Source organism: Streptomyces sp. NPDC057623, from assembly GCF_042800355.1.
Taxonomy (GTDB): domain Bacteria; phylum Actinomycetota; class Actinomycetes; order Streptomycetales; family Streptomycetaceae; genus Streptomyces.
Map to the genome: position 1 here is coordinate 52,312 of NZ_JBHVGZ010000001.1, position 19,385 is coordinate 71,696.

Here is a 19,385-nt window from a genome sequence, read left to right on the forward strand (position 1 = left end):
TGGGGGGGGGGGGGGGGGGGGGTGGGGGGGGGGGGGGGGGGGTTGGGGGGGGGGGGGGGGGGGGGGGGGGGGGGGGGGGGGGGGGGGGGGGGGCCCCCCCCCCCCCCCCCCGCCGATGCACGAGCCGCAGGTACGGGGGGAACCCCGGCTCTGTGCGACGGCCGATGACCAGTCGGCTCACTCAGATCAGCGCCGTGGCGGCCGAAAACGTCACTCCTGCCGCGAAGAATTTTCCGCGAATCACAAAACCGCAGGTCAGCGGCTTGTGAGCGGAATGAGGACCTGGTCCGACAGAAGGTCGGCCACGGGCAGCGGGGCGACCGCGGCGGCGTCCACCCGGCGGCCGTCGCGGGCCCCCTCGTCGCGCTTCTCCCGGTCCCGATCCCGGTCTCCGTCCCGGTCCCGGTCCCGGTCCTTGTTCTTGTCCTTGTTCTTGTCCTTGTTCTTCTTGCTCTTGCTCTTGTCCTTGCCCGGCTTGTCCCAGGCGGCGCCGCCCGGGGCCTTGAGGACGTTCTTGCAGTACTTCCGGACGTGCTCGGAGCCGCCCGCCGCGTTCTCCAGGGCGCGGCGGCGGTCGTGGGACAGCTGCTTGCCGTCGCGCAGGTCACGGCAGTACGAGGTGAGGGCCTTCCACCCGCCGCCGGAGGCGTCGTCACCTTCGTCGGCGGCGGATCCGCGGTCCGTGGCGGTGCCACCGGGCGCCGCCTCCTCGGTGGTGCCCGGACCGGCGGGGCTCTCGCCGCCTTCGTCGGGCGTGGGCCCGCCCCGCACACCCCTGTCGGGGGAGGGCGAGACGAACGGACGCTCCGGCGCGGGCGCCGACACCGAGGCGGCCGGGCGGCCCCCGTCGTCACCGACGAACGGCGTCGGCAGGACTCCGGTTCCGGCCGCGACGGCGACCCCGCCGACCATGCAAACGGCCAGCGCGGCCGCGAGACCGAGCCGTACGGGACGGCCCCGGCGGGGGCGACGGGCGGCGCGGGCGGGGGCGCCGATGCGGACCAGCCCGACGTCGGTGACCTGGGTGGCGGCGGTGCCGGAGCGTGGGCCGACGGTCACGGCGGCGGCGTCCCGGTCCGGGCGCGCCGCGCGGAACGCCGCCAACGCGGCGGCCTCTCCGGGGAGTTCGGCACTGCTCAGCAGGGGTTCGGCGGTCAGGGCCTCAAGCGTCTTGGCGAGGCGTTCGGCCTGGTCCCGGTCGGCCGGGTCGACAGCTTCCAGTGACTCTCCGCGCAGCAATCGCTCCGCCGTTTCGCGGTCCAGCCACCTGTACTGCTCGTCGGCCATCACACATCCTTCTGCGTCCGCGTGACGCTTTGCGTCACACTCGCAGACGTCACCGCACGGTCGCGGGTTCCTCGCTGGGGAGGCAGGGCGTCGAGCACCCCGGCCGATTCCGGATCGTCGCCGAGCAGCTCGGCCAGCCGCTTCAGACCCCGGTGCGCGGCGGTCCGTACGGCGCCCGGACGCTTGCCCAGCGTCTCCGCCGCCGTCTTGGCGTCGAGGCCCACGACCACGCGCAGCACGACCGCCTCGGCCTGGTCCTGCGGCAGTCGCGCGATGAGGGAGAGGGTGCCGTCGGTGGCCAGGGCCTCCATGGCCTCGCCCGCCGTGTCGGACTCGGCGGCCTTCCCGGTCAGCTCCGTCTCGTCGCCGCCGATCGCGGGGCGGCGGCCGCGCATGCGTATGTGGTCCAGTGCGCGGTTGCGGGCTATCCGGGCGGCCCAGCCGCGGAAGCGGTCCGCGTCCCCGCTGAACCGCTCCAGGTCACGCGCTATCTGGAGCCACGCCTCCGAGGCGACGTCCTCGGCGTCCGGGTCGCCGACCAGCGTCCGTACGTACCCGAGCAGCCGCGGGTGCACGGAGCGGTACACAGTGCGGAACGCACTCTCGTCCCCGTCCTGTGCGGCAAGCACCGCGGTGGTCAACTCCGCGTCGTCCCCCAGCACTGCTACCTCAATTGGTGGTTGCGGTTCCGAGACCGCAGGTCGTTGCGGTGGTCATACACCCTCCGCGTCCGGCGCGAAAGGCACGTTACGGCCTGAAAGCGCTGCTCGTCCATGTCCGTACAACATGCAACTACCCGGGAATCCGCGAATGTGTCCGCCCAGGTGTGACAGAAAACGCAGTCATGGCGCTGTAGAGAGTACGGGCCGCCGCGCGGCCCGTGCCGCGCGACGGCCGGGGCCTCTCCTGTGGGGGGTGGCGGCCCCGGTCGTCTCCGCGGTTTTCAGCCCTGACCTGCGTCGATGCGCGATTTTCGTGACCAACGCGGCCAGCGCGTGACCAACGCGATCGGACATCTCGCCAGATCTTCCCCGGGCCGATGCGCTGAGCCGTCCCGGACGCCGGCTCTTCCACTGCCCGGTGCCCGGCATCGGGCTGTTCATGGGGTGCCCCGTGACACGCTCTCCCGCCCTCGCATCCGCCGGGCCACGGCCGTGCTGGTGACTGGCATCGATGGACAGACGCAGGAAACGTCGGCCTTGAGGCGGGCCCTCCCGTGGACATGTGGAGCGCGGGGGAGCCGAACCCTGAGACGCGAACCGGCGCCAGGCCACCCGCCTCAGCCGACGGGGGTGGGCGCACCGGTCTCCGCCCAGCGTTCGCGGAGTGTGTCGTTGCCGTCGTGGCGAGCATCTGCTCGGCCGTGACGAAGGGATCCATCATGTGACCCAATCCACCACTCCGTCCCGGTGGCCGCTATCCGCGGGGTTCCGTCCGGGTGGCCGCCAGTTCGGCGTCGCGGGCGAGCAGGGCGCTGACGATGCGGCTTCGCCGGTAGGGGTGCAGTTCCCGGCGCATGTGGGCCAGCCGGCTTTGGACCTGTTGGGAATCGAGCCGCGCGGCCTCTTCCACGACGGTGTACCAGTGGGCGCCGGCGGTCTCCAGGTCGCCCTGCGCGAGGTAGACCTCGGCGATCCGGGCCCTGGTCAGCGCCCGTGAGCGGGGGCGGGTGGGACCGCGGTGGCGCAGGGAGGTGTGCAGCGCTCTGAGGGCCGGGCGCCGCTCGCCCAGGGCGCTGAGGGCCATGGCCTGCTGGTAGCTGAAGTCGGCCAGCGGGTACCTGTCGAAGGGACCTTTGCCGTCGGCGTCCTCGGCCCGGCCTATGCTCTGCTCGGCTGCCGCCAGGGCGGTCAGGGCGGTCTCCCGGCGTCGGGTACGGGCGTGGGTGACCGCGAGCTGTGCCTCCAGGTAGGCGTGCAGGGCGGGGGAGGCGTCGGGCGGTGCGGCGGCGAACGCGGACCGGGCCAGGCGCTCGGCCAGTTCCACGCGCCCCGTGCGCAGGGCCTGCGTGCTCAGTGCGCGCACGCTCAACGCGTACATGGCCCGGTCCTCCACCTCCACGGCCAGGCGTGCCGCGGCCAGGTGGTAGCCCTGCGCCTGCCCCTCCGCGCCCATGTCGGCGACGGACAGGGCCAGCAGGTGGGTCAGTTGCGCCGCCCCGCGGAAGAGCACGCGGCGGTCGCTGCCGCCCCAGCGCAGCCACTGCGGGACGCTGCCCGCCAGATGCGCGGCAAGTCCGGAGCTTGCGTGCCCGCCGCCGAACGCCTCGATGTGGAAGACGTACAAACGTGCCAGTTGCCGGATCGCGTGGGCCGGGAGGGTCGGCGGGCCCTCGGCCACCACTTTCCCGGGATCCTCCCGCGGTCCCGGCGGCAGAACGGCCCCGGCGTTGTACCCGAGCGCACGGGCCTCCGCGCGGTGGACGGGGTCGAGTTCGGCGGCGGCCATCATGGCGAGCCGCGCCACCGGATCGCCCAGGGTCGGCACGGCCCAGAACTCGGACAGTCCCCCGGCTTCCGGCATCCCGGTGTCCAGCGCGGTGACAGTGCGCCCCAGACGCTCGGAGAAGGCTTCTCTGATCAGCTCCGGCACGGGCGGGCGGGGAAGGGAGCCCGTGAGCCAGTGGGCCACCGAGGTCCGGTCGTAGCGCGTACGCAGACCGCGCAGCGCCGCCAGGCTGTTGACCTTTCTGGCCAGCACGTCCTGGCTCCAGCCCGCCTCGGCGAGCAGCGCACGCAGCCGAAGGTTCGGGGCACGCCGAGGCGGCGCCATGGCGGATCCATTCCTGCAGACGTGGGGGTGAGGGGTCCGCAGGGAACCAAGCGTGAGCGAACCGCCGGATCCCTGGCAGGGCGCACACCAGGAGCATGGAAGCGCTTACCAGAGCACCGATCCCCGACTCGAATCAGCAGTACCAACGGCCTGCTCAGCCCGTTTCCTGGCTCCCAGAGCACGGTGAGCGCAAGGGCGCCGAGCACGTGAGCGACGACGCGGCGGAGCCACGGACGCAGGTGGTTTTGCATTCAACACATTCAACGTGTTGACCGCCGGCGTCCCCTACCGGCGTGCGCGCGCCGAGGGTGCCATGGAAGTGGTGCCGCGTCCCCGGCGCCCTCTCTGCCCCTCCTGCCACACCTGAGGCAAACCCCATGACTGTGCCCGTAGTTCAGCATCCGCCCGCGCCACCCACGGCCCACCGGCTCCTCGAAAACGCGCGAGGGCTCACGGAACCTGCGCTGGGGGCCTGGGTCTCCCGGCTGCCGGGGCTGACGGGCAGACTGACCGGCTATCACCTGGGCCGGCTGGATGAGCGGGGCGAGGCACTGGCCGCGCCGGTGAGCGGCAAGTCGGTGCGGCCCGCGCTGGTGTACGGCTGCTGCACGGCAGCGGGCGGCCGCGCCGAGGACGCGTGAGCGCGGCGGCGGCCGTGGAACTGGTGCACAACTTCTCCCTCGTGCACGACGATGTGATCGACCGGGACGAACTACGCCGTCACCGGCCCACGGTGTGGGCGGTGTTCGGAGTGCCGGCCGCGCTGCTGTGCGGGGACGCGCTACTGGCCCTGGCCTTGCAGGCCGTCGCCGAGGCCCGCCGGGCCGAGGTCGCGGCCCGGTCGGTGGGACTGCTCTGCGCCGCTGTCGTCGAGTTGGTCGAGGGCGAGGCGCTGGACACGGCCTTCGAGCAGCGCGACGACGTGAGCGCGGACGAGTACACGGCGATGGCCGTGGGCAAGACGGGCGCGCTGATGGGTGCCGCGTGTGCGCTGGGTGCGCTCGCGGGAGGGGCGGAGGAAGAGCGGGCGCAGCGCTTTCAGCGGTTCGGACGCCATGTCGGTCTGGCCTTCCAGATCACGGACGACCTGCTCGGCCTGTACGGCGACCGGGCCGCCACTGGCAAGCCCGTCGGCAGCGACATCGCCTCGCGCAAGAAGACGCTGCCCGTACTGGCCGCGATGGGCTCCGGCACCGAGGCCGGCGACCGCCTGACCGAGCTCTACGCCAGGCCCGGACCGCTGGACGAGAAGGCCGTACGACAGGCCGTGGACCTGGTCGACGAGGCAGGCGGTCGGGCCACTGCCGAGCGCACGGCGGCCCAGGAGTTACGGCACGCTCTCACCGCCCTCGACGAGGCAGACCCCGCCCCCGCCGCCGTGCACGATCTGACCGCCCTGGTCCATCTGATGACCCACCGGTCTGCCTGAGCTCCCGCGCCGGACCGGCCTGCCCACAAGCTCGTGATCTCAGGGAATCCGAAGGAGGTGCTCCTCATGGCGTCCGCTCTGTCTGCCGTACGAGGGTGTGCGCCACCCGTTCCAGGTCTCGGCCCCGGCGAGGTACTCGTGGCTACCGAGGTGCGCCATGGCGATGGCCAGGTGGTGCCGTGCCCGGCTCAGACGCTGCTCGCCGGGACGCTGGCCCGCGGCGGCCGTACGGTGCGCACCGGACCGGTACAACTGCTGCCCCAAGGCGCGCAGTACACGTACGCCGCGTCCGTCGTGGAGATGCCCGCGGGCGGCGGGGATCAGGTGGGGCTCGCGGTGTGTGCCCGGGTCACGGAGCCTCACCCTGACGTGCGTGCCGCGGTGGATTCCTGGGCGGCGGTCGCGGGTCCGCGCACGGTGCTGCTCGCCTCCCCCCGGTCGTTCTGCGCCGGGGTGGAGCGGGCCATCGACACGGTCGAGCACCTGCTCGACGACCGGGGCGCGGACGGTCCGGTGTATGTGCGCAAGCAGATCGTGCACAACCAGCATGTCGTCGCCGAACTGGCCGCCCGGGGCGCGGTCTTCGTCGACGAGCTGGACGAGGTGCCCGACGGTGCCCGCGTGGCGTTCTCCGCCCACGGGGTGTCACCGCGAGTGCGTGCCGAGGCGGCCCGCAAGCAGCTGCGCGTGGTGGACTCAACCTGCCCGCTTGTGACCAAGGTGCACGCCGAGGCACGCCGGTTCGCCGAGCGCGGCAGCACGGTGGTGCTCATCGGGCACGCCGGGCACGAGGAGGTCGAGGGCACGCTCGGCGAGGCACCACAGCAGACGGTACTGGTGGAGACCGCCGCCGACATCGCCACCCTGAAGGTGCCGGACGAGGAGAAGGTCACCTACCTGACGCAGACCACCCTCGCCGTGGACGAGACCGCCGAGACCATCACCGCGCTTCTGGAACGCTTCCCCGCCGCGTCCGGCCCGGGCGCGGACGACATCTGCTACGCCACCACCAACCGCCAGCACGCGCTGGGCGCGGTCGCCGAACAGGCCGACCTGATCCTCGTGATCGGCTCGGCAAACTCCTCCAACTCCGTACGCCTGGTCGAGCTCGCCCGGCGTTCCGGTTGCCGGGCGCAGCTGATCGAGGACGCCTCGCACATCCGGCCCGGCTGGCTGGAGCAGGCCCGCACGATCGGGCTGACAGCGGGAGCGTCCGCCCCACCCGCCCTCGTGCACGACACCGTCGCCGCCCTGGCCGGGCTCGGCCCCCTCACCGTTCGCGAGCACACCACCACGACCGAGCAGGTCAGCTTCGCCCTGCCCGCCGCCGTGCGCAGGCCCACCACCGATCCGGCAGCCAAGGACGACCGATGACCACTCGCACCACACCCCGGCCCACGGACTTCTCCCTGCTGTACGAGACGGACACTCCCAAGGCCCTGCGCGCTCTGCCCGAGGAGCGGCTGGATCGGCTGGCCGCCCAGATCCGGGCCTTCCTCATCGAGAAGGTCGCCGCGGCCGGCGGGCACCTCGGCCCGAACCTCGGCGTGGTCGAGCTCACCCTCGCCCTGCACCGCGTCTTCGAATCGCCCCGCGACACGCTGCTGTTCGACACCGGCCACCAGGCATACGTCCACAAGCTCCTCACCGGCCGGGCCCGGGACTTCGACCGGCTGCGCCAGGCCGGCGGTCTGTCCGGATACCCCAACCAGGCCGAGTCCGAGCACGACCTGGTGGAGAACTCGCACGCCTCCACCGCCCTCGCCTACGCGGACGGCCTCGCCAAGGCCCGGCAGCTGACCGGGGACAGCGAGCGGGCGGTGGTCGCGGTCATCGGGGACGGGGCGATGACCGGCGGCATGGCCTGGGAGGCCCTCAACAACCTGGGCGCCGCTCCCGACCGGCCCGTGATCGTCATCCTCAACGACAACGAACGCTCCTACGCCCCCACCATCGGCGCCCTGGCCGAGCACCTGCGGCAGCTGCGCGAGGAACCGACCGACAGCATCGACTGGCTCACCGCCTCCCCTCCGCCAGGCGCTCCGGTCGCCGGTCCACTGCCGGTGGCCCGCAATCTCTTCGAACTCCTCGGCTTCGCCTACCTCGGCCCCGTCGACGGCCACCACATGCCCTCGCTCGAAGAGGCCCTGCACATGGCCCGCGACCTCCGCCTGCCCGTCGTCGTCCACGTGGTGACCGTCAAGGGCCAGGGCTACCCGCCCGCCGAGCAGGACCAGGCAGAATGCATGCACGCCGTCGGCGTTCTCGACCCGGCCACCGGCAGACCCGCCACCAGCAGTGGCGGCGCCCCCAGCTGGACCAGTGTCTTCGCCGACGAACTGTGCCGCCTCGGCGAACGGCACGAGGACCTGGTGGCGATCACGGCGGCCATGCCCGGCCCCACCGGCCTGTCCCGCTTCGCCGCCCGCTTCCCCCACCGCTTCCACGACGTCGGTATCGCAGAACAGCACGCCGTCACCTCCGCCGCCGGCCTCGCCCTGGGCGGGTTTCACCCCGTCGTCGCCGTCTACGCCACCTTCCTCGGCCGCGCCTTCGACCAGGTCCTGATGGACGTCGCCCTGCACCGCCTCCCGGTCACCTTCGTCCTGGACCGGGCCGGCATCACCGGCCCCGACGGCCCCTCACACCACGGCATGTGGGACCTCACCATCCTCGGCGCCGTCCCCGGCCTGCGCGTCGCCGTGCCCCGCGACGCCACCCGGCTGCGCGAACTGCTCACCGAAGCCGTCACCCACACCGCGGGCCCGACCGCCCTGCGCTTCCCGAAAGCCACCGCCGGACCCGACATCGCCACCCTGCGCCAGGAACACGGCCTCGACATCCTCCACGCACACGGTGTCCGCGACGTCCTGCTCATCCCGGTCGGCCCGCTCGCCTCCGCCGCCATGGAGGCGGCCCGCTATCTGGCCGGGCAGGGCATCGGCGTGACCGTCGCCGACCCCCGATGGGTCCAGCCGGTCCCCGCCGCCCTGACCGAACTCGCCGCCCGCCACCGCCTCGTGGTCACCATCGAGGACAACACCCGGGCCGGAGGCGCCGGCAGCCGCATCGCCCAGGCCATCGCCGACACGGCCTGCCCCGTCCCGGTCCGCGTCCTCGGCCTCCCCGGAAGCTTCCTGCCCCACGGCACCCGCAACGACCTCCTCACGGCAGCGGGCCTCACCACCACAGGCATCGTCCACGCCGTCCTGCGCGCCCGGGCCGCCCTCGCGCACCAGCCCCAGGAGCTACGACCGTGAGCCCCACCACCGACCTCGGCCTGCCCGCCGTGCCAACCACTCCAGCACGGCGCCGCACCCGCCAACTGCGTGTCGGCACCGTGCCCGTCGGCGGCGGCGCGCCCATCAGCGTGCAGACCATGACCACCACCAACACCGCCGACATCGACGCAACCCTGCGGCAGATCGCCGAAGTCACCGCCGCCGGCTGCGACATCGTCCGCGTCGCCGTCCCCTCCGCCGACGACGCCGACGCCCTGCCCGCCATCACCGCCAAGTCCCCCATCCCCGTGATCGCCGACATCCACTTCCAGCCCCGCTACGTCTTCGCCGCCATCGACGCCGGCTGCGCGGCCGTACGCGTCAACCCCGGCAACATCAAGAGGTTCGACGACAAGGTGGGCGAGATCGCCCGCGCCGCTACCGACGCGGGCGTGCCGATCCGCATCGGCGTCAACGCCGGGTCACTGGACCCCCGGCTCCTGGCCAAGTACGGCAAGGCCACCCCCGAAGCGCTGGTGGAATCGGCTCTGTGGGAGTGCTCCCTGTTCGAGGAGCACGGCTTCAGGGACCTGAAGATCGCCGTCAAGCACCACGACCCGCTCACGATGATCACCGCGAACCGGCTGCTCGCCGAACGCTGCGACTACCCCCTCCACCTCGGTGTGACCGAGGCTGGCCCCGCCTTCCAGGGCGCCATCAAATCCGCCGTCGCCTTCGGCATCCTGCTGGCCGACGGCATCGGCGACACCATCCGCGTCTCCCTGTCCACCGACCCCGTCGAGCAGGTCAAAGCCGGCCACCACATCCTCGCCTCACTCGGCCTGCGCCCCCGCAAACTGGAGATCGTCTCCTGCCCCGGCTGCGGCCGACTCCAGGTCGACATCCACCGCCTCGCCGCCCAGGTCGAGGCCGCCTTCGACGGCTTCCCTCACCCCCTGCGCATCGCCGTCATGGGCTGCGTCGTCAACGGCCCCGGCGAATCCCGCGAAGCCGACCTCGGCGTCTCCTGCGGCAACGGCAAAGGCCAGATCTTCGTCCGCGGCCAAGTCATCAAGACCGTGCCCGAGTCCCGCGTGGTCGAGGCCCTCCTCGACGAAGCCCTGCGCCTGACCAACGAAACACCCACCGAGCCGACAGGGGAGACCCCATGACCGCCCCGACACCGAACACCGAACCCAGCAACCTCACGCACGGGCAGAGCCGGATCGACCATGCGCTGCGCAGCTTCCTCGACGCCAAGACACGCACGGCCGAGGACCGGCCCCTGCCCCTGCCCCTGCCCCTGCCCCTGGACGTACCCACGCCACTGCGGGACTTCCCTATGCCACATGAGGGAGAACTTGATGACCACGACCGTCAGTTGGCCCTACGCTCACATCCTCTCCGCCCGCGAGCGCCTGTATGACCACCTGGTCCGCCGCGTAGAAGCGGACGGTGCGATCCGGGACCGATGCGCCAGCCGGATCCTGGAATCAGCCCTCTTACTCAGTCTGCTGCGCAAGGAAAGAGCCGGCCCCGACACGCAAGAAGCCCTGACCGGCTTCCTGGGCCGGGCGCGCCCGGCAGGGTTCCTGGACGCCGCCGCGGCAGCAGCCGTCACGGGCCGGCCGGTGGCGAGCGCGGAGGTACGGGCCCATCTGGATGGCTTCCGGCACTTCACCGGCGCCCGGAAACAACTCCTTCTCGAAACACTCCTTGCAGTGCTGGGTGCCCTGCCCTTCGACGGCCGCACGGATCCCGGGCGCGTCCCGGACGAGGAACAGGCGGTCTGGACCGACGTGACCCTCCGCGCGGTCCGGATCCTCCACGCCGCACACCGCGACGAGGAATCCCCGGGCCTGGACACCGACCGGGTCCGGATGGCCGCGTCCCTTAGCTCTTTCGACGCGGGAAAGGTATGGCAGGGGAACGCGCTGGCACACCTGATCGCTCTGCACGCCCTGCACACCTATCAGCCCGGCGGCGCGCTGCTGCGCGACGGCCTGTGCGTACTCATCCGGGTCCAGAACGCCGACCGCGGGATCCCGTTCATCGCCGGACAGGAGGTGTTCGTGACCGCACTGGCCGGGACCGTTCTGGCGGGCGCCGGAGACCGGCGAGACGTGGTCCCACGGATGGCCGCCTACGTCGCGGACCGGCAGCTCGCGGACGGTGGCTGGGGCTACGACGAGACCACCACTCAAAGCGATGTCGACGACACCAGTCGGTGCGCCAGGCTGCTCCGCCTGGCCGGCCCGAACACCTACGAGCACAGGCTCGGCCGGGCCGACAACTACCTGCGCCGCATGGCCGACGCTGCCGGAGGCTGGCCCACCTATGTCCGCGGACACGCCCCCGAGCCCGACATGACCGCCGGGGCCGTCATCGCGCTGGCCCCCGACTGGCGACGCCACTCCGGCATCCTCGACCAGGCCGTCGACTTCCTCCTCGATGTCCAGGGCGGTGACGGAACATGGCAGCGAAGCTGGACACTCAGCGAGTCCAGCGTCATCGTCTACGTGGTGGAGGCCCTCGGCCGCACCACGGCCCACGTCTCCCCTACGGCCCGCACTCGCATCGCCGCGGCCACCGCCAAGGCTGTGCGGCGCCTGGAACAGACACAGAACCCCGACGGCGGCTGGGGCCAGCGCAACGGCGACACGAGCGACGCCCTGTCCACCGCACAGGCTGTACCCGTCATCGTCCGGCACGGCACCGCGACCACAGCCGGCCGCGCTCTTGCCCACCTCCTCGACCAGCAGGAACCCGAGGGCGGCTTTACGGCCCCGCCCGACCAAGTGGGCCCACGACCTCTCCCCTTCGACTTCCCGGTCCTGACTGGCGTCCACGCCCTGGCAGCGCTCAACACGGCCGTCGAGGCACACCCGGCCAACGGACGACCCCAGTCGGCGGCGGTATGACCCGCGCACGGCAAGGCCGCTCACCGAAACCGGGGCCACCCCCGCCAGGCCGCAAGGGAGCAGACCGGTCCTTCCCCTACTCAGCCCACGCCTTCGACCTTGCCCAACAGCACCCCGACAGTGCCTTCACCGCCCCGCCCGACCAAGTGCCGGACACGACCGCCCGCACTTGCCCCGTACAGGAGAGCCGATGACCCTGCCGAAGACCTCCGTGCCAGACATCCAAAAGATCGATGTGCCACCCGTGTACTGCCCGATCCCGTTCCAGCAGCACCCGGCCACCCACACCGTCGATCTCGGCGCGAACGAGTTCATGCGACGCCACGGTCTCTACCCGCCGCAGGAGCAGGAGCGCATCTCAGGCCAGCTGATCGGGGCCCTGGTCGGCTATATCGTTCCGGCCGGTCCGGCGGAGTTGTTGCAGGTGGCCGCGAACATGTCCATGTGGGTTGTCGCGGTGGACGACTTCCTCGACGAAGGGCCGGTCCGCCTGGACACGGCCGGTGCGGCGGCATTCCTGGCCCGCACGGTCCGTACGGCGGCCGCCCCGGAGCCGGCAAGCGAAAGGGACGGACCCTATGCCCACGCGCTGGCGGAGATCCTGCGTGACTTCCGCGCCTCCTGCCCGCCCTATCTGTGCGAGCGGCTCGAAGCGGCCCTGCACGCCCAGGCGGTAAGCGAACTCTGGCGGATCGCCGCCAACGAGCGGGGGATCCCGCCCACTCTGAGCGACGCGCTGCACTCACGCATCTACACCGGCGGCAGCCCGCCATTCATTCTCTTCCCAGCCCTGGTGGGCACCCACGGGATGGGGCCGGAGCATTTCGCGGACTCAAGGCTGCGGGCCCTCACCGAGATGGCCGCCTTGGCCGCGACCGTCGGCCACGAAGCCTTCTCCCACGGCAAGGAAGCCGCCCGCTCCAGTGACCTGCACAACCTGATCGACGTACTGCGCCACGAACACAGCGGCACGATCGCCGACGCGGTCGCTGAGGCGGTCGTCATCTACGAACGCATCGTGAACCGGTTCCTGGACCTACGCGAACAGGTCCTGCGCGACGACCATCCCCCGATCGTCGACACGTACCTGAGCGCGCTCGGCGCGTACATCCGTGGCTGCATGCAGTTCAGCCAGGAGAGCCACCGCTACCGCTACCAGGACGGAAGCCCCGCAAGCGCCGAGATGTTCACCCCGCCCGGGTTCACCGACCAGTGCGGTGCGACCTCCCATCAACCGCTCGACATCGACTCGGTCAGCTGGTGGTGGCGCGTGTAGCGCCCCGCCTGCTGGAAGTCGGCTTGAAACATCGGCCAGTTGAACGAGCCAAGCCAGTCGGCCCAACCGCCCACGATGCCGCCGCTCCAGGGGCTGCCGCCCGAATGCACCCCGAGCCTCGATGCCCACCAGGAGCCACAACGGCTGCTCCGGCCGCAGACGGTGGCGCCCGTGGTCGCCAAGGCCCACGCCGGAGAGGACCTCTTCACCCCTTTCCGCCTGGAGAATCCATGCCCACTCAGCCGTCTCGTGCCCTCCGACAACATCTGCGAATGGCCACCGACGCCGACTTGGTGCTCGTGGTGGGCTCACGCAACTCGCCCAACTCCCAGCGCCTGATGGAATTCGCCCTCAATGCCGGCACCGAGACCCGCGCATCTGGTCGAAACGCCGAGAACGTCGATCCCGCCTGGCTCCGAGAAGCCACCACGGTCGGTCTCACCTCGGGAGCCTCCGCTCCGGAAATCCTGGTTGAGGAAGTACGTCCACCACGAGGTGGTAGCCCCGCAGCCGGTCCTCGCCGCCGTGATAGCGCCGACTGAGTCGGCTCACCTCGTCGTCTCCGATCCGGTTCCCGACTGCCACGCTGTTCCACGGCAGGCCGAGGACGTCGGCGTCGAACATCACCTGAAGAGTCGCGGCGATCCGCAGGTACCGTTCAGCCCAGGGTGCCATCACTCCCATGAAGAACGCGGCCCAAAGCGTGCCGCCGCGGGTGATGGCGGTGCCGTATCGCGAACCCGAGCCGGTCAGCAGGCCGGCGACGGCCAGGGCGACCGAGACTCCCGAACTCGGCGTCTGTGCCCACTGGTTGCGGAGGTGAGACAGGGCGACGTCTCCCCCGTGTGCAGATCTACGTAGCGAGTTCCACATGTCTGGCAGCCCTGGCGGTGCAGTCAGTCGCCCCCGGTAACTGACCGTGCACCCGCCCCGGCCGCCTCGGCAACATCTACATGCGCGAGGACGAAATCCCTTCCGGACCGGTCGGTCCTGGGCAGAGAAGAACGCGGAGCGGCAGTCGCCGGGGGGGGCATGATTCACGCCGCATGGGAGGACACCGCCGCCCGGACGCAGAGGCGCCCAATCCGGCCCCATCTTCGCGCGGCGGGACAGGACAGCTCAAGAAGCAAGGGCCGGTGGGCCGAAAGGCGGACCAGGGGCACGCCAACAGCCGTTGCACGTAGGCACGCATCGCGCTGTTCCGCCCATGGCTCAGCAAGCTTCAGCACGAGCCCTGGCCGGCTGGGTCAACTGCCGTAGAGGGCGGGCAGGTCGACCAGAAGGAGGTCGTCACGACGATTGGCCAGGTCGACCAGGTCGGGATAGAAGCCGTGCAGGGAGTACAGGGCCAGAGTGGTGGCAGCGGTGTCGTACCCCTGGTCAGCGAGCAGGCCACGGATACGTTCGAGGCGCTCCAGGTCACCGGTCCCACGACGGGCGGCGGTCGCCTTGGCTTCGCCCAGCAGCGCGATCCTCGCTCGGGGTGCCTGGGGGCGCTCGCCGGCTGCCAGCGCGATGACATCGACCTCGTGCTTGGTCCGGGCTGCCCGGTCGGCGACCTCGGTGGTGCCGACCGGGCCGGGCAGCCCACCGGGCAGCAGGGTGTGGGCGTAGCGGCGGGTGAAGTCGCGGGCCAGGTCCTCGAAGTGCGGTCCGAGGATCTTGGAGTTGAAGGTCGGGGCGGCCTGCTGCCAGACCTGCTCGGCGAAGCCCTGCTCCACGGCGGTCGCCTGCGGGAGGGTGATGAGTTGGTTGAAGCGGATGACGGGGTCGGCAAGGGTGATCACAGGGTGTTTGGAGCGGAGGATGTCCTGCTCCCTGCGGATGTAGCCGGTGGACTCCAGCACGCCCAGGGGGTGAGCGACGGCATTGCGCGGGCGCTCCAGGGCGGCCCCGATCTTGCTGGGGGTGGTGGCGCCGTTCGCGATCGCGGTGAGGATGTCGTAGTACAGGGTGTGCTGAGTGATCCTGGGATCCTCGCGCAGCAGATACTCGGTCTCGGTACGCGAATACACCGCCCGGCCCGGATCGAGCAGTGTGCGGGTGAGCCACGTGTCGAAGCCGTCGTCCGGATGCGGACGGCCGGCCACCGGCCGGTATCCCGGAGCCCCACCGAGCACCGCATGCACCTTCAGCGCGGTCAGCGGATCGGTGATCTGCCAGAAGTCCCGGCTGTCGCGGTAGTCGAAGGCGCCCAGCCGTAGATCGACCACGGCCCGGCCCCGCAGCGGCTTGGTTCCCGAGAGCAGTTCGTGCATGACGCTCATCGCGGAGCCGCACAGGATCAGCCGCGGCCCCGGCCCGGCACCACGCCGGGCGCCGCGCTGGCGTTCGTCGTAAAGCTGCTGGAGCAGTCCCGGGATCTCGGGCGAATGCTGAAGCAGATACGGCAACTCGTCGATCACCAGGAGCGGATGCGCCGAGCGGGCCGTCACCTCAAGGGCATTGGACAACACGTCACGCCAGTCGGTCAGGCGCAGACTGCCCGGCCTCAGACCGGCATGCGTAGCGACCGCGTCACTGAACCGCTGGATCGCGGGCAGCCGCCCCTCTTCCCGGACCGCCGTGACGTACAGACCGCCGACCTGCTCGGACAGGGCCTGCAGAAGGTACGACTTCCCGTGCCGCCGCCGCCCCGACACAATGCCGAGCCGCATCGCCGGGTCCGCATCGGTGAGGAACTCCGCGAGCAGACCCCACTCCCGGTCCCGGTCGACCACATCGTCCGGCTTGACCGGCAGGCCCTTCTCCACTCACTCTCCCGCATCTCGACTGCGACGTATTCCGTCTAAGTCTACTTCGACGAGATGCGTTCGAACTGATCATTATCCCGGCGACTGGACCAGTCAACAAACGAGGACACCCATCCTGGCAACAAAATGCCTGCTCAGAGCCCTGCTGTGTTTCTGTCGGGGCCAGGGGTGGCGGCCCCGGCCGTTGCCTCGGTCGAGGATCTCAGTCCTTCTTCTCAGCCCTGTCGGGCTTCTCGGCGCTCTCGCCGGACGCGTTCTCGCCGGACGCGTCCTTCCCGCTCGAACCCTGGCCGTTGCCGGTGGCACCGCCCGTGTCGGCCTTCTTCGTCGGTTCGGGCCCCGCCGCCCGCGCCAGCTGCTCGGCGCAGTACGCGGCCACCTTGTCCGCGCCGCCCGCCGCCGTGACGAGCCGCTGCCAGGCCGTCGAGTCCAGGGCCTTGCCGCTGCCCTCGACCTGGTCGTAGGCACGGCACTTGGCCTCGGTGTCCTGGGCGGTGGCGGGATGGCCGTGCTGCCCGGCGGTGGCGCCGGACGACGCGGCGGACGGGTCGACGGGCGGCCGGCCGGGCGTGCTGGTCGACGGGGTGGGCCGGCTGGTCCTGTCGCCGTCGGGGGCGTCCGAGGTGCCGGACGAGCCGATCGCGGCGACCGCCACGCCGCCGAGCGCGAGGCTCGCGACGAACAGGGAGAGCGTGGTCTTCACGGACAGTGCCAGGCGCCGCGGCTCGCGGGGCCGCCAGTCGTCCCGGCGCCGGGTGCGCGCCCGGTGCGCCCCCGCCGCGCGGGCGGCCCGGAACGCGGCCACAGCACGCTGCTCGCCCTCGACGTCCGCCCGGTGTCCGCGCAGTACGGCGGCGGAGAGCAGCGCCTCCAGGGCGGCGTCGTCGCGCACCACGTCCGGGCCGGCGGCGCGTCCGGACGCGTGCCCGAAGGCGAGGCCGTCAGGGTGCGCACGCCGACGGCCGGGGGTCCCACCGCCGTTCTGCTGTTCACCCATGTCCGTTTCCTGCTCCTGTCCGACCTGGCCCGATGCGGCCTCCGTGATGCACGTGTCGTACGTGCTCTACGTGACCTTCGTGACAGCTGTGACACACAAGCTCGTAGAGCCAGTACGTCTCTCACGCCCCGTACGACTCACCGCGCACACCCCGCTTCGCCTCATCGAGACGCTGAGGTGCCGCCCTTGCCGCCGCCGTCACGCTCACTGTTCATTTCGATTCCCCCAGCGTCCGGGGGCCGTCATCCGTCACACCCGCGCCGCCCAGCTGCTGGGCGAGGCGCTTCAGCCCCCGGTGCGCCGCGGTCCGTACCGCACCCGGGCGCTTGCCCAGGACGCGTGCGGCGGCGGGGCCGTCGAGGCCGACGACCACCCGCAGCAGCACCGCCTCGGCCTGGTCCCTCGGCAGCCCGCCGATCAGCTCCAGGGCGCTCTGCGTGGAGATCGACTCCAGCGCCTGGTCGTGCGTGCTGTGCGGGCCGGGCAGGTCCAGTACGTCGCTCTCCAGCGCCGACGGCCGGGGCCGTACCTTCTGCCGGCGCAGATGGTCCAGGGCCCGGTGCCGGGCGATGGTCGCGGTCCAGCCCCGGAACCCGGCTCCGTCGCCCTTGAAGCGGCCCAGGTCGCGGGCTATCTCCAGCCAGGCGTCGGACGCCACGTCCTCCGCGTCGCCCCCGACCAGCCCGCGCAGGTACCCGAGCAGTCCCGGCTGCACCAGCCGGTACGCCACCGCGAAGGCGGCCTCGTCACCTTCCTGAGCCCGCGCCACGGCCACGCTCAACTCCCCGTCGTGCGCGTGCACGCGGCGGGATTCCCCTCCCTGGCCCAAGAACTGTCCTCGTCCGTACCGGTTCGCGGCGAATCCGCACCTCGCGATGCGGCCACCCTTGCCCACGCCCCTCCACGGTCAACAGCGCCCGGCCTCACAGAAGTGTCACAGGACGGCCGAGATGTGGCCGGGATACAACCCTTGCGGCTCATCGCGAGTCACATTGACGCCGTGCCGAGGCAGGGGCCTTCCCGGGCCGTCGCAGGCCGTCGCTGAGCTTCGCGGACCTTCGCACAGCCAAGCCCCGGGAATGGCATACGATGCGGCCCTCATAAAGATCACATAAGAGGATGTACACGTCATGTCGATCGTTCGATCTTCCCGTTCCCTTCGTGGCATAACCGCCGCCGTCGCCCTGCTCGCGATCGGCGCGACCGGGTGCTCGGGTGTCTCGGACGCCGTCGACAGCGCCGCGGACGGTGCGAAGAAGGTGGCCCGCCAGCGCTCGGTGTTCTCGCTGGCCGTCGGGGACTGCTACAACCCCAACAACAAGGGCGAGGGCGAGGAGGTCCTCGTCGAGATCGTGCCGTGCACCGAGGCGCACACAGGTCAGGTCGTCGCCGACTTCAAGATCGACGAAGGGTCCTCGTACCCCGGCGACGACGCGATCTCGGCCATCGCCGACAAGCGATGCCCGGCCGAGGCGGGGAAGTTCGCCCCGGACACCTGGGCGCTCCCCAAGGGCGTCAGCATCTTCTACTACACCCCGACCAAGGAGAGCTGGGCGACGGGTGACCGTGCCGTCACCTGCACCTACAACAAGGAATCGGGCAACTTCACCGGCACGCTGAAGGCCGACGCGAAGACCCTGAAGCCCGCGCAGAGCACGTACCTGACGGGTTCCAACGCCGTGTACGACGCTCTGTGGGCGAACCAGTCCGAGAAGGACAGCGTCGAGGCGGACCTGGCCGGCTACAAGGCGCAGGCCAAGGCCGTCGCGGCCGCCCTCGACGCACACCTCAAGGGCCTGAAGGGCATCGAGGGCACGGAGGTCGGCAAGCTCCGCGAGCAGCTGACGAAGACGGCCGCGCACTGGAAGACGGCCGCGAACGCCGCCGACGCCGACGCGTTCTACATCGCCTACGACCCGGCGTTCACCGGCATCGACCCGAACAAGACGGTCGCCGCCCGCAAGGAACTGGGCCTGGCCACCACCGTCCCGGCCGACGACGCCGAGGTCTGGGCGAGCTGACGCCCTCGCGGGCCTGCGGGGGCGGGCCGCCAAGGACCCGGCCCCGCTCGCGCGTCCGGCTTCTTTCGCGGCCGGCACCGGGGAGAGCGGCCGGGCCGGCGCCCACCTGGGCCAGACGCTGACGCCATGGCCGCCGAGACATCCGCCGAGCGCAGCTGACCCGGCCGGGACCCCGCCCATTCACGGGGTCCCGGCCGAGTCATGTCCACGAAGGTCGCCCTACCCCCGCGACCAACCGCTGGTCGCGTCCCGGCACAGCAACCGCAGCGACCCGTCGCCCCCGAAGCACCGCCGCGCCTCGTCGATCGGGTCCCACAGCCGTCCGTCGGGCGTGCGGATCCAGTGGTCGCCGCCCGACGCCCACCACTCGGCACCGGTCTGACGGGCGATCACCTCACCGGCGTACGCGCCGAGACCGCGCAGTGTGTGCTCCACGGCGGCATACGGCGTCCGCTCGCGGCGCAGTTCCTCGATCATCCGGTCGACCCGCCACAGGCTCTGCGCCGAGTAGTCGAGTCGCAGTCTCGCCCCCTCGCGCATCGTCGCCACCGCGTCCGCCGCCCAACGAACCGGCTTGGTCGCAGCTGGGGGCCTGGTTTCCTGCTGAGTCGTCACATCCTGGAGAGCGTGGCCGAACTACGTTTCGTCACCCGGATTCGGGGGTTGCCCGGGACCGGTGCAGGACCGCCCCACGTCCACCCCATGACA

17 protein-coding genes are annotated in these 19,385 nt (G+C 71.4%); 9 read left to right on the forward strand and 8 right to left on the reverse strand.

Annotation, left to right across the window (positions count from 1 at the left end; translation table 11 throughout):
• Positions 1–255: 255 nt before the first annotated feature.
• The 3 genes from ACFU95_RS00245 to ACFU95_RS00255 all read right to left on the reverse strand — a co-directional run bounded on the left by ACFU95_RS00245 (position 256) and on the right by ACFU95_RS00255 (position 4,059).
• A complete protein-coding gene (locus tag ACFU95_RS00245; RefSeq protein WP_383819551.1) occupies positions 256–1,287 on the reverse strand; it encodes a hypothetical protein in 1,032 nt (343 codons plus the stop codon).
• Positions 1,287–1,949 (reverse strand): RNA polymerase sigma factor, encoded by a 663-nt coding sequence (locus ACFU95_RS00250; protein WP_383819554.1) that lies wholly within the window; start codon positions 1,947–1,949, stop codon positions 1,287–1,289. Before ACFU95_RS00250 ends, ACFU95_RS00245 begins: the two co-directional genes overlap by 1 nt.
• Positions 1,950–2,703: 754 nt before the next feature.
• Positions 2,704–4,059, reverse strand: a complete 1,356-nt coding sequence (locus ACFU95_RS00255; RefSeq protein WP_383819556.1) for a hypothetical protein — start codon at positions 4,057–4,059, stop codon at positions 2,704–2,706.
• Between the two features lie 377 nt (positions 4,060–4,436).
• Between ACFU95_RS00255 and ACFU95_RS00260 the strand changes: the two genes are divergently transcribed.
• The 8 genes from ACFU95_RS00260 to ACFU95_RS00295 all read left to right on the forward strand — a co-directional run bounded on the left by ACFU95_RS00260 (position 4,437) and on the right by ACFU95_RS00295 (position 13,448).
• On the forward strand, positions 4,437–4,700 hold the full coding sequence (locus ACFU95_RS00260; RefSeq protein WP_383819559.1) for a hypothetical protein: 264 nt from the start codon (positions 4,437–4,439) through the stop codon (positions 4,698–4,700).
• The gene (locus ACFU95_RS00265; protein WP_383819561.1) at positions 4,697–5,488 is read left to right on the forward strand and encodes a polyprenyl synthetase family protein; all 792 of its coding nucleotides are present in this window, start codon (positions 4,697–4,699) and stop codon (positions 5,486–5,488) included. Before ACFU95_RS00260 ends, ACFU95_RS00265 begins: the two co-directional genes overlap by 4 nt.
• A gap of 138 nt (positions 5,489–5,626) precedes the next feature.
• Complete coding sequence (gene ispH / locus ACFU95_RS00270) at positions 5,627–6,862, forward strand: 4-hydroxy-3-methylbut-2-enyl diphosphate reductase (RefSeq protein ID WP_383819564.1); 1,236 nt, start codon at positions 5,627–5,629, stop codon at positions 6,860–6,862.
• On the forward strand, positions 6,859–8,748 hold the full coding sequence (locus tag ACFU95_RS00275) for a 1-deoxy-D-xylulose-5-phosphate synthase (RefSeq protein WP_383819566.1): 1,890 nt from the start codon (positions 6,859–6,861) through the stop codon (positions 8,746–8,748). The genes ispH and ACFU95_RS00275 overlap by 4 nt, the downstream gene beginning before the upstream one ends.
• Positions 8,745–9,881 (forward strand): flavodoxin-dependent (E)-4-hydroxy-3-methylbut-2-enyl-diphosphate synthase, encoded by a 1,137-nt coding sequence (gene ispG, locus ACFU95_RS00280; RefSeq protein WP_383819569.1) that lies wholly within the window; start codon positions 8,745–8,747, stop codon positions 9,879–9,881. Before ACFU95_RS00275 ends, ispG begins: the two co-directional genes overlap by 4 nt.
• Before the next feature lie 192 nt (positions 9,882–10,073).
• A complete protein-coding gene (locus ACFU95_RS00285; protein ID WP_383819572.1) occupies positions 10,074–11,630 on the forward strand; it encodes a prenyltransferase/squalene oxidase repeat-containing protein in 1,557 nt (518 codons plus the stop codon).
• A 190-nt stretch (positions 11,631–11,820) separates the two neighbouring features.
• On the forward strand, positions 11,821–12,906 hold the full coding sequence (locus tag ACFU95_RS00290; protein ID WP_383819574.1) for a hypothetical protein: 1,086 nt from the start codon (positions 11,821–11,823) through the stop codon (positions 12,904–12,906).
• 272 nt (positions 12,907–13,178) lie between these two features.
• Positions 13,179–13,448 (forward strand): hypothetical protein, encoded by a 270-nt coding sequence (locus ACFU95_RS00295; protein WP_383819576.1) that lies wholly within the window; start codon positions 13,179–13,181, stop codon positions 13,446–13,448.
• Here the strand turns inward: ACFU95_RS00295 and ACFU95_RS00300 are convergent.
• From ACFU95_RS00300 to ACFU95_RS00315, 4 genes are all read right to left on the reverse strand, one after another.
• Complete coding sequence (locus ACFU95_RS00300) at positions 13,345–13,779, reverse strand: S-4TM family putative pore-forming effector (protein ID WP_383819579.1); 435 nt, start codon at positions 13,777–13,779, stop codon at positions 13,345–13,347. The genes ACFU95_RS00295 and ACFU95_RS00300 overlap by 104 nt on opposite strands.
• A gap of 374 nt (positions 13,780–14,153) precedes the next feature.
• The gene (locus ACFU95_RS00305) at positions 14,154–15,659 is read right to left on the reverse strand and encodes an ATP-binding protein (RefSeq protein ID WP_383819582.1); all 1,506 of its coding nucleotides are present in this window, start codon (positions 15,657–15,659) and stop codon (positions 14,154–14,156) included.
• A gap of 202 nt (positions 15,660–15,861) precedes the next feature.
• Complete coding sequence (locus ACFU95_RS00310) at positions 15,862–16,656, reverse strand: hypothetical protein (protein ID WP_383819584.1); 795 nt, start codon at positions 16,654–16,656, stop codon at positions 15,862–15,864.
• Between the two features lie 211 nt (positions 16,657–16,867).
• On the reverse strand, positions 16,868–17,485 hold the full coding sequence (locus tag ACFU95_RS00315; RefSeq protein ID WP_383819587.1) for an RNA polymerase sigma factor: 618 nt from the start codon (positions 17,483–17,485) through the stop codon (positions 16,868–16,870).
• 301 nt (positions 17,486–17,786) lie between these two features.
• Here ACFU95_RS00315 and ACFU95_RS00320 point away from each other — a divergent pair, with 301 nt between their 5' ends.
• A complete protein-coding gene (locus ACFU95_RS00320; protein WP_383819590.1) occupies positions 17,787–18,677 on the forward strand; it encodes a septum formation family protein in 891 nt (296 codons plus the stop codon).
• A 219-nt stretch (positions 18,678–18,896) separates the two neighbouring features.
• On the opposite strand, the gene ACFU95_RS00325 is transcribed toward ACFU95_RS00320, so the two are convergent.
• Positions 18,897–19,292, reverse strand: coding sequence for a hypothetical protein (locus ACFU95_RS00325; RefSeq protein WP_383819592.1), 396 nt, complete (start codon positions 19,290–19,292; stop codon positions 18,897–18,899).
• Between the last annotated feature and the right edge of the window lie 93 nt (positions 19,293–19,385).

Excerpts from the sequence above, each read along its gene's own strand:
- ACFU95_RS00275 (WP_383819566.1), top strand. The coding sequence starts at position 6,859 with ATGACCACTCGCACCACACCCCGGCCCACGGACTTCTCCCTGCTGTAC.
- ACFU95_RS00300 (WP_383819579.1), bottom strand. The coding sequence starts at position 13,779 with ATGTGGAACTCGCTACGTAGATCTGCACACGGGGGAGACGTCGCCCTG.
- ACFU95_RS00260 (WP_383819559.1), top strand. The coding sequence starts at position 4,437 with ATGACTGTGCCCGTAGTTCAGCATCCGCCCGCGCCACCCACGGCCCAC.
- ACFU95_RS00255 (WP_383819556.1), bottom strand. The coding sequence starts at position 4,059 with ATGGCGCCGCCTCGGCGTGCCCCGAACCTTCGGCTGCGTGCGCTGCTC.
- ACFU95_RS00290 (WP_383819574.1), top strand. The coding sequence starts at position 11,821 with ATGACCCTGCCGAAGACCTCCGTGCCAGACATCCAAAAGATCGATGTG.
- ACFU95_RS00295 (WP_383819576.1), top strand. The coding sequence starts at position 13,179 with ATGGCCACCGACGCCGACTTGGTGCTCGTGGTGGGCTCACGCAACTCG.
- ACFU95_RS00285 (WP_383819572.1), top strand. The coding sequence starts at position 10,074 with ATGACCACGACCGTCAGTTGGCCCTACGCTCACATCCTCTCCGCCCGC.
- ACFU95_RS00245 (WP_383819551.1), bottom strand. The coding sequence starts at position 1,287 with ATGGCCGACGAGCAGTACAGGTGGCTGGACCGCGAAACGGCGGAGCGA.
- ACFU95_RS00320 (WP_383819590.1), top strand. The coding sequence starts at position 17,787 with ATGTCGATCGTTCGATCTTCCCGTTCCCTTCGTGGCATAACCGCCGCC.
- ACFU95_RS00310 (WP_383819584.1), bottom strand. The coding sequence starts at position 16,656 with ATGGGTGAACAGCAGAACGGCGGTGGGACCCCCGGCCGTCGGCGTGCG.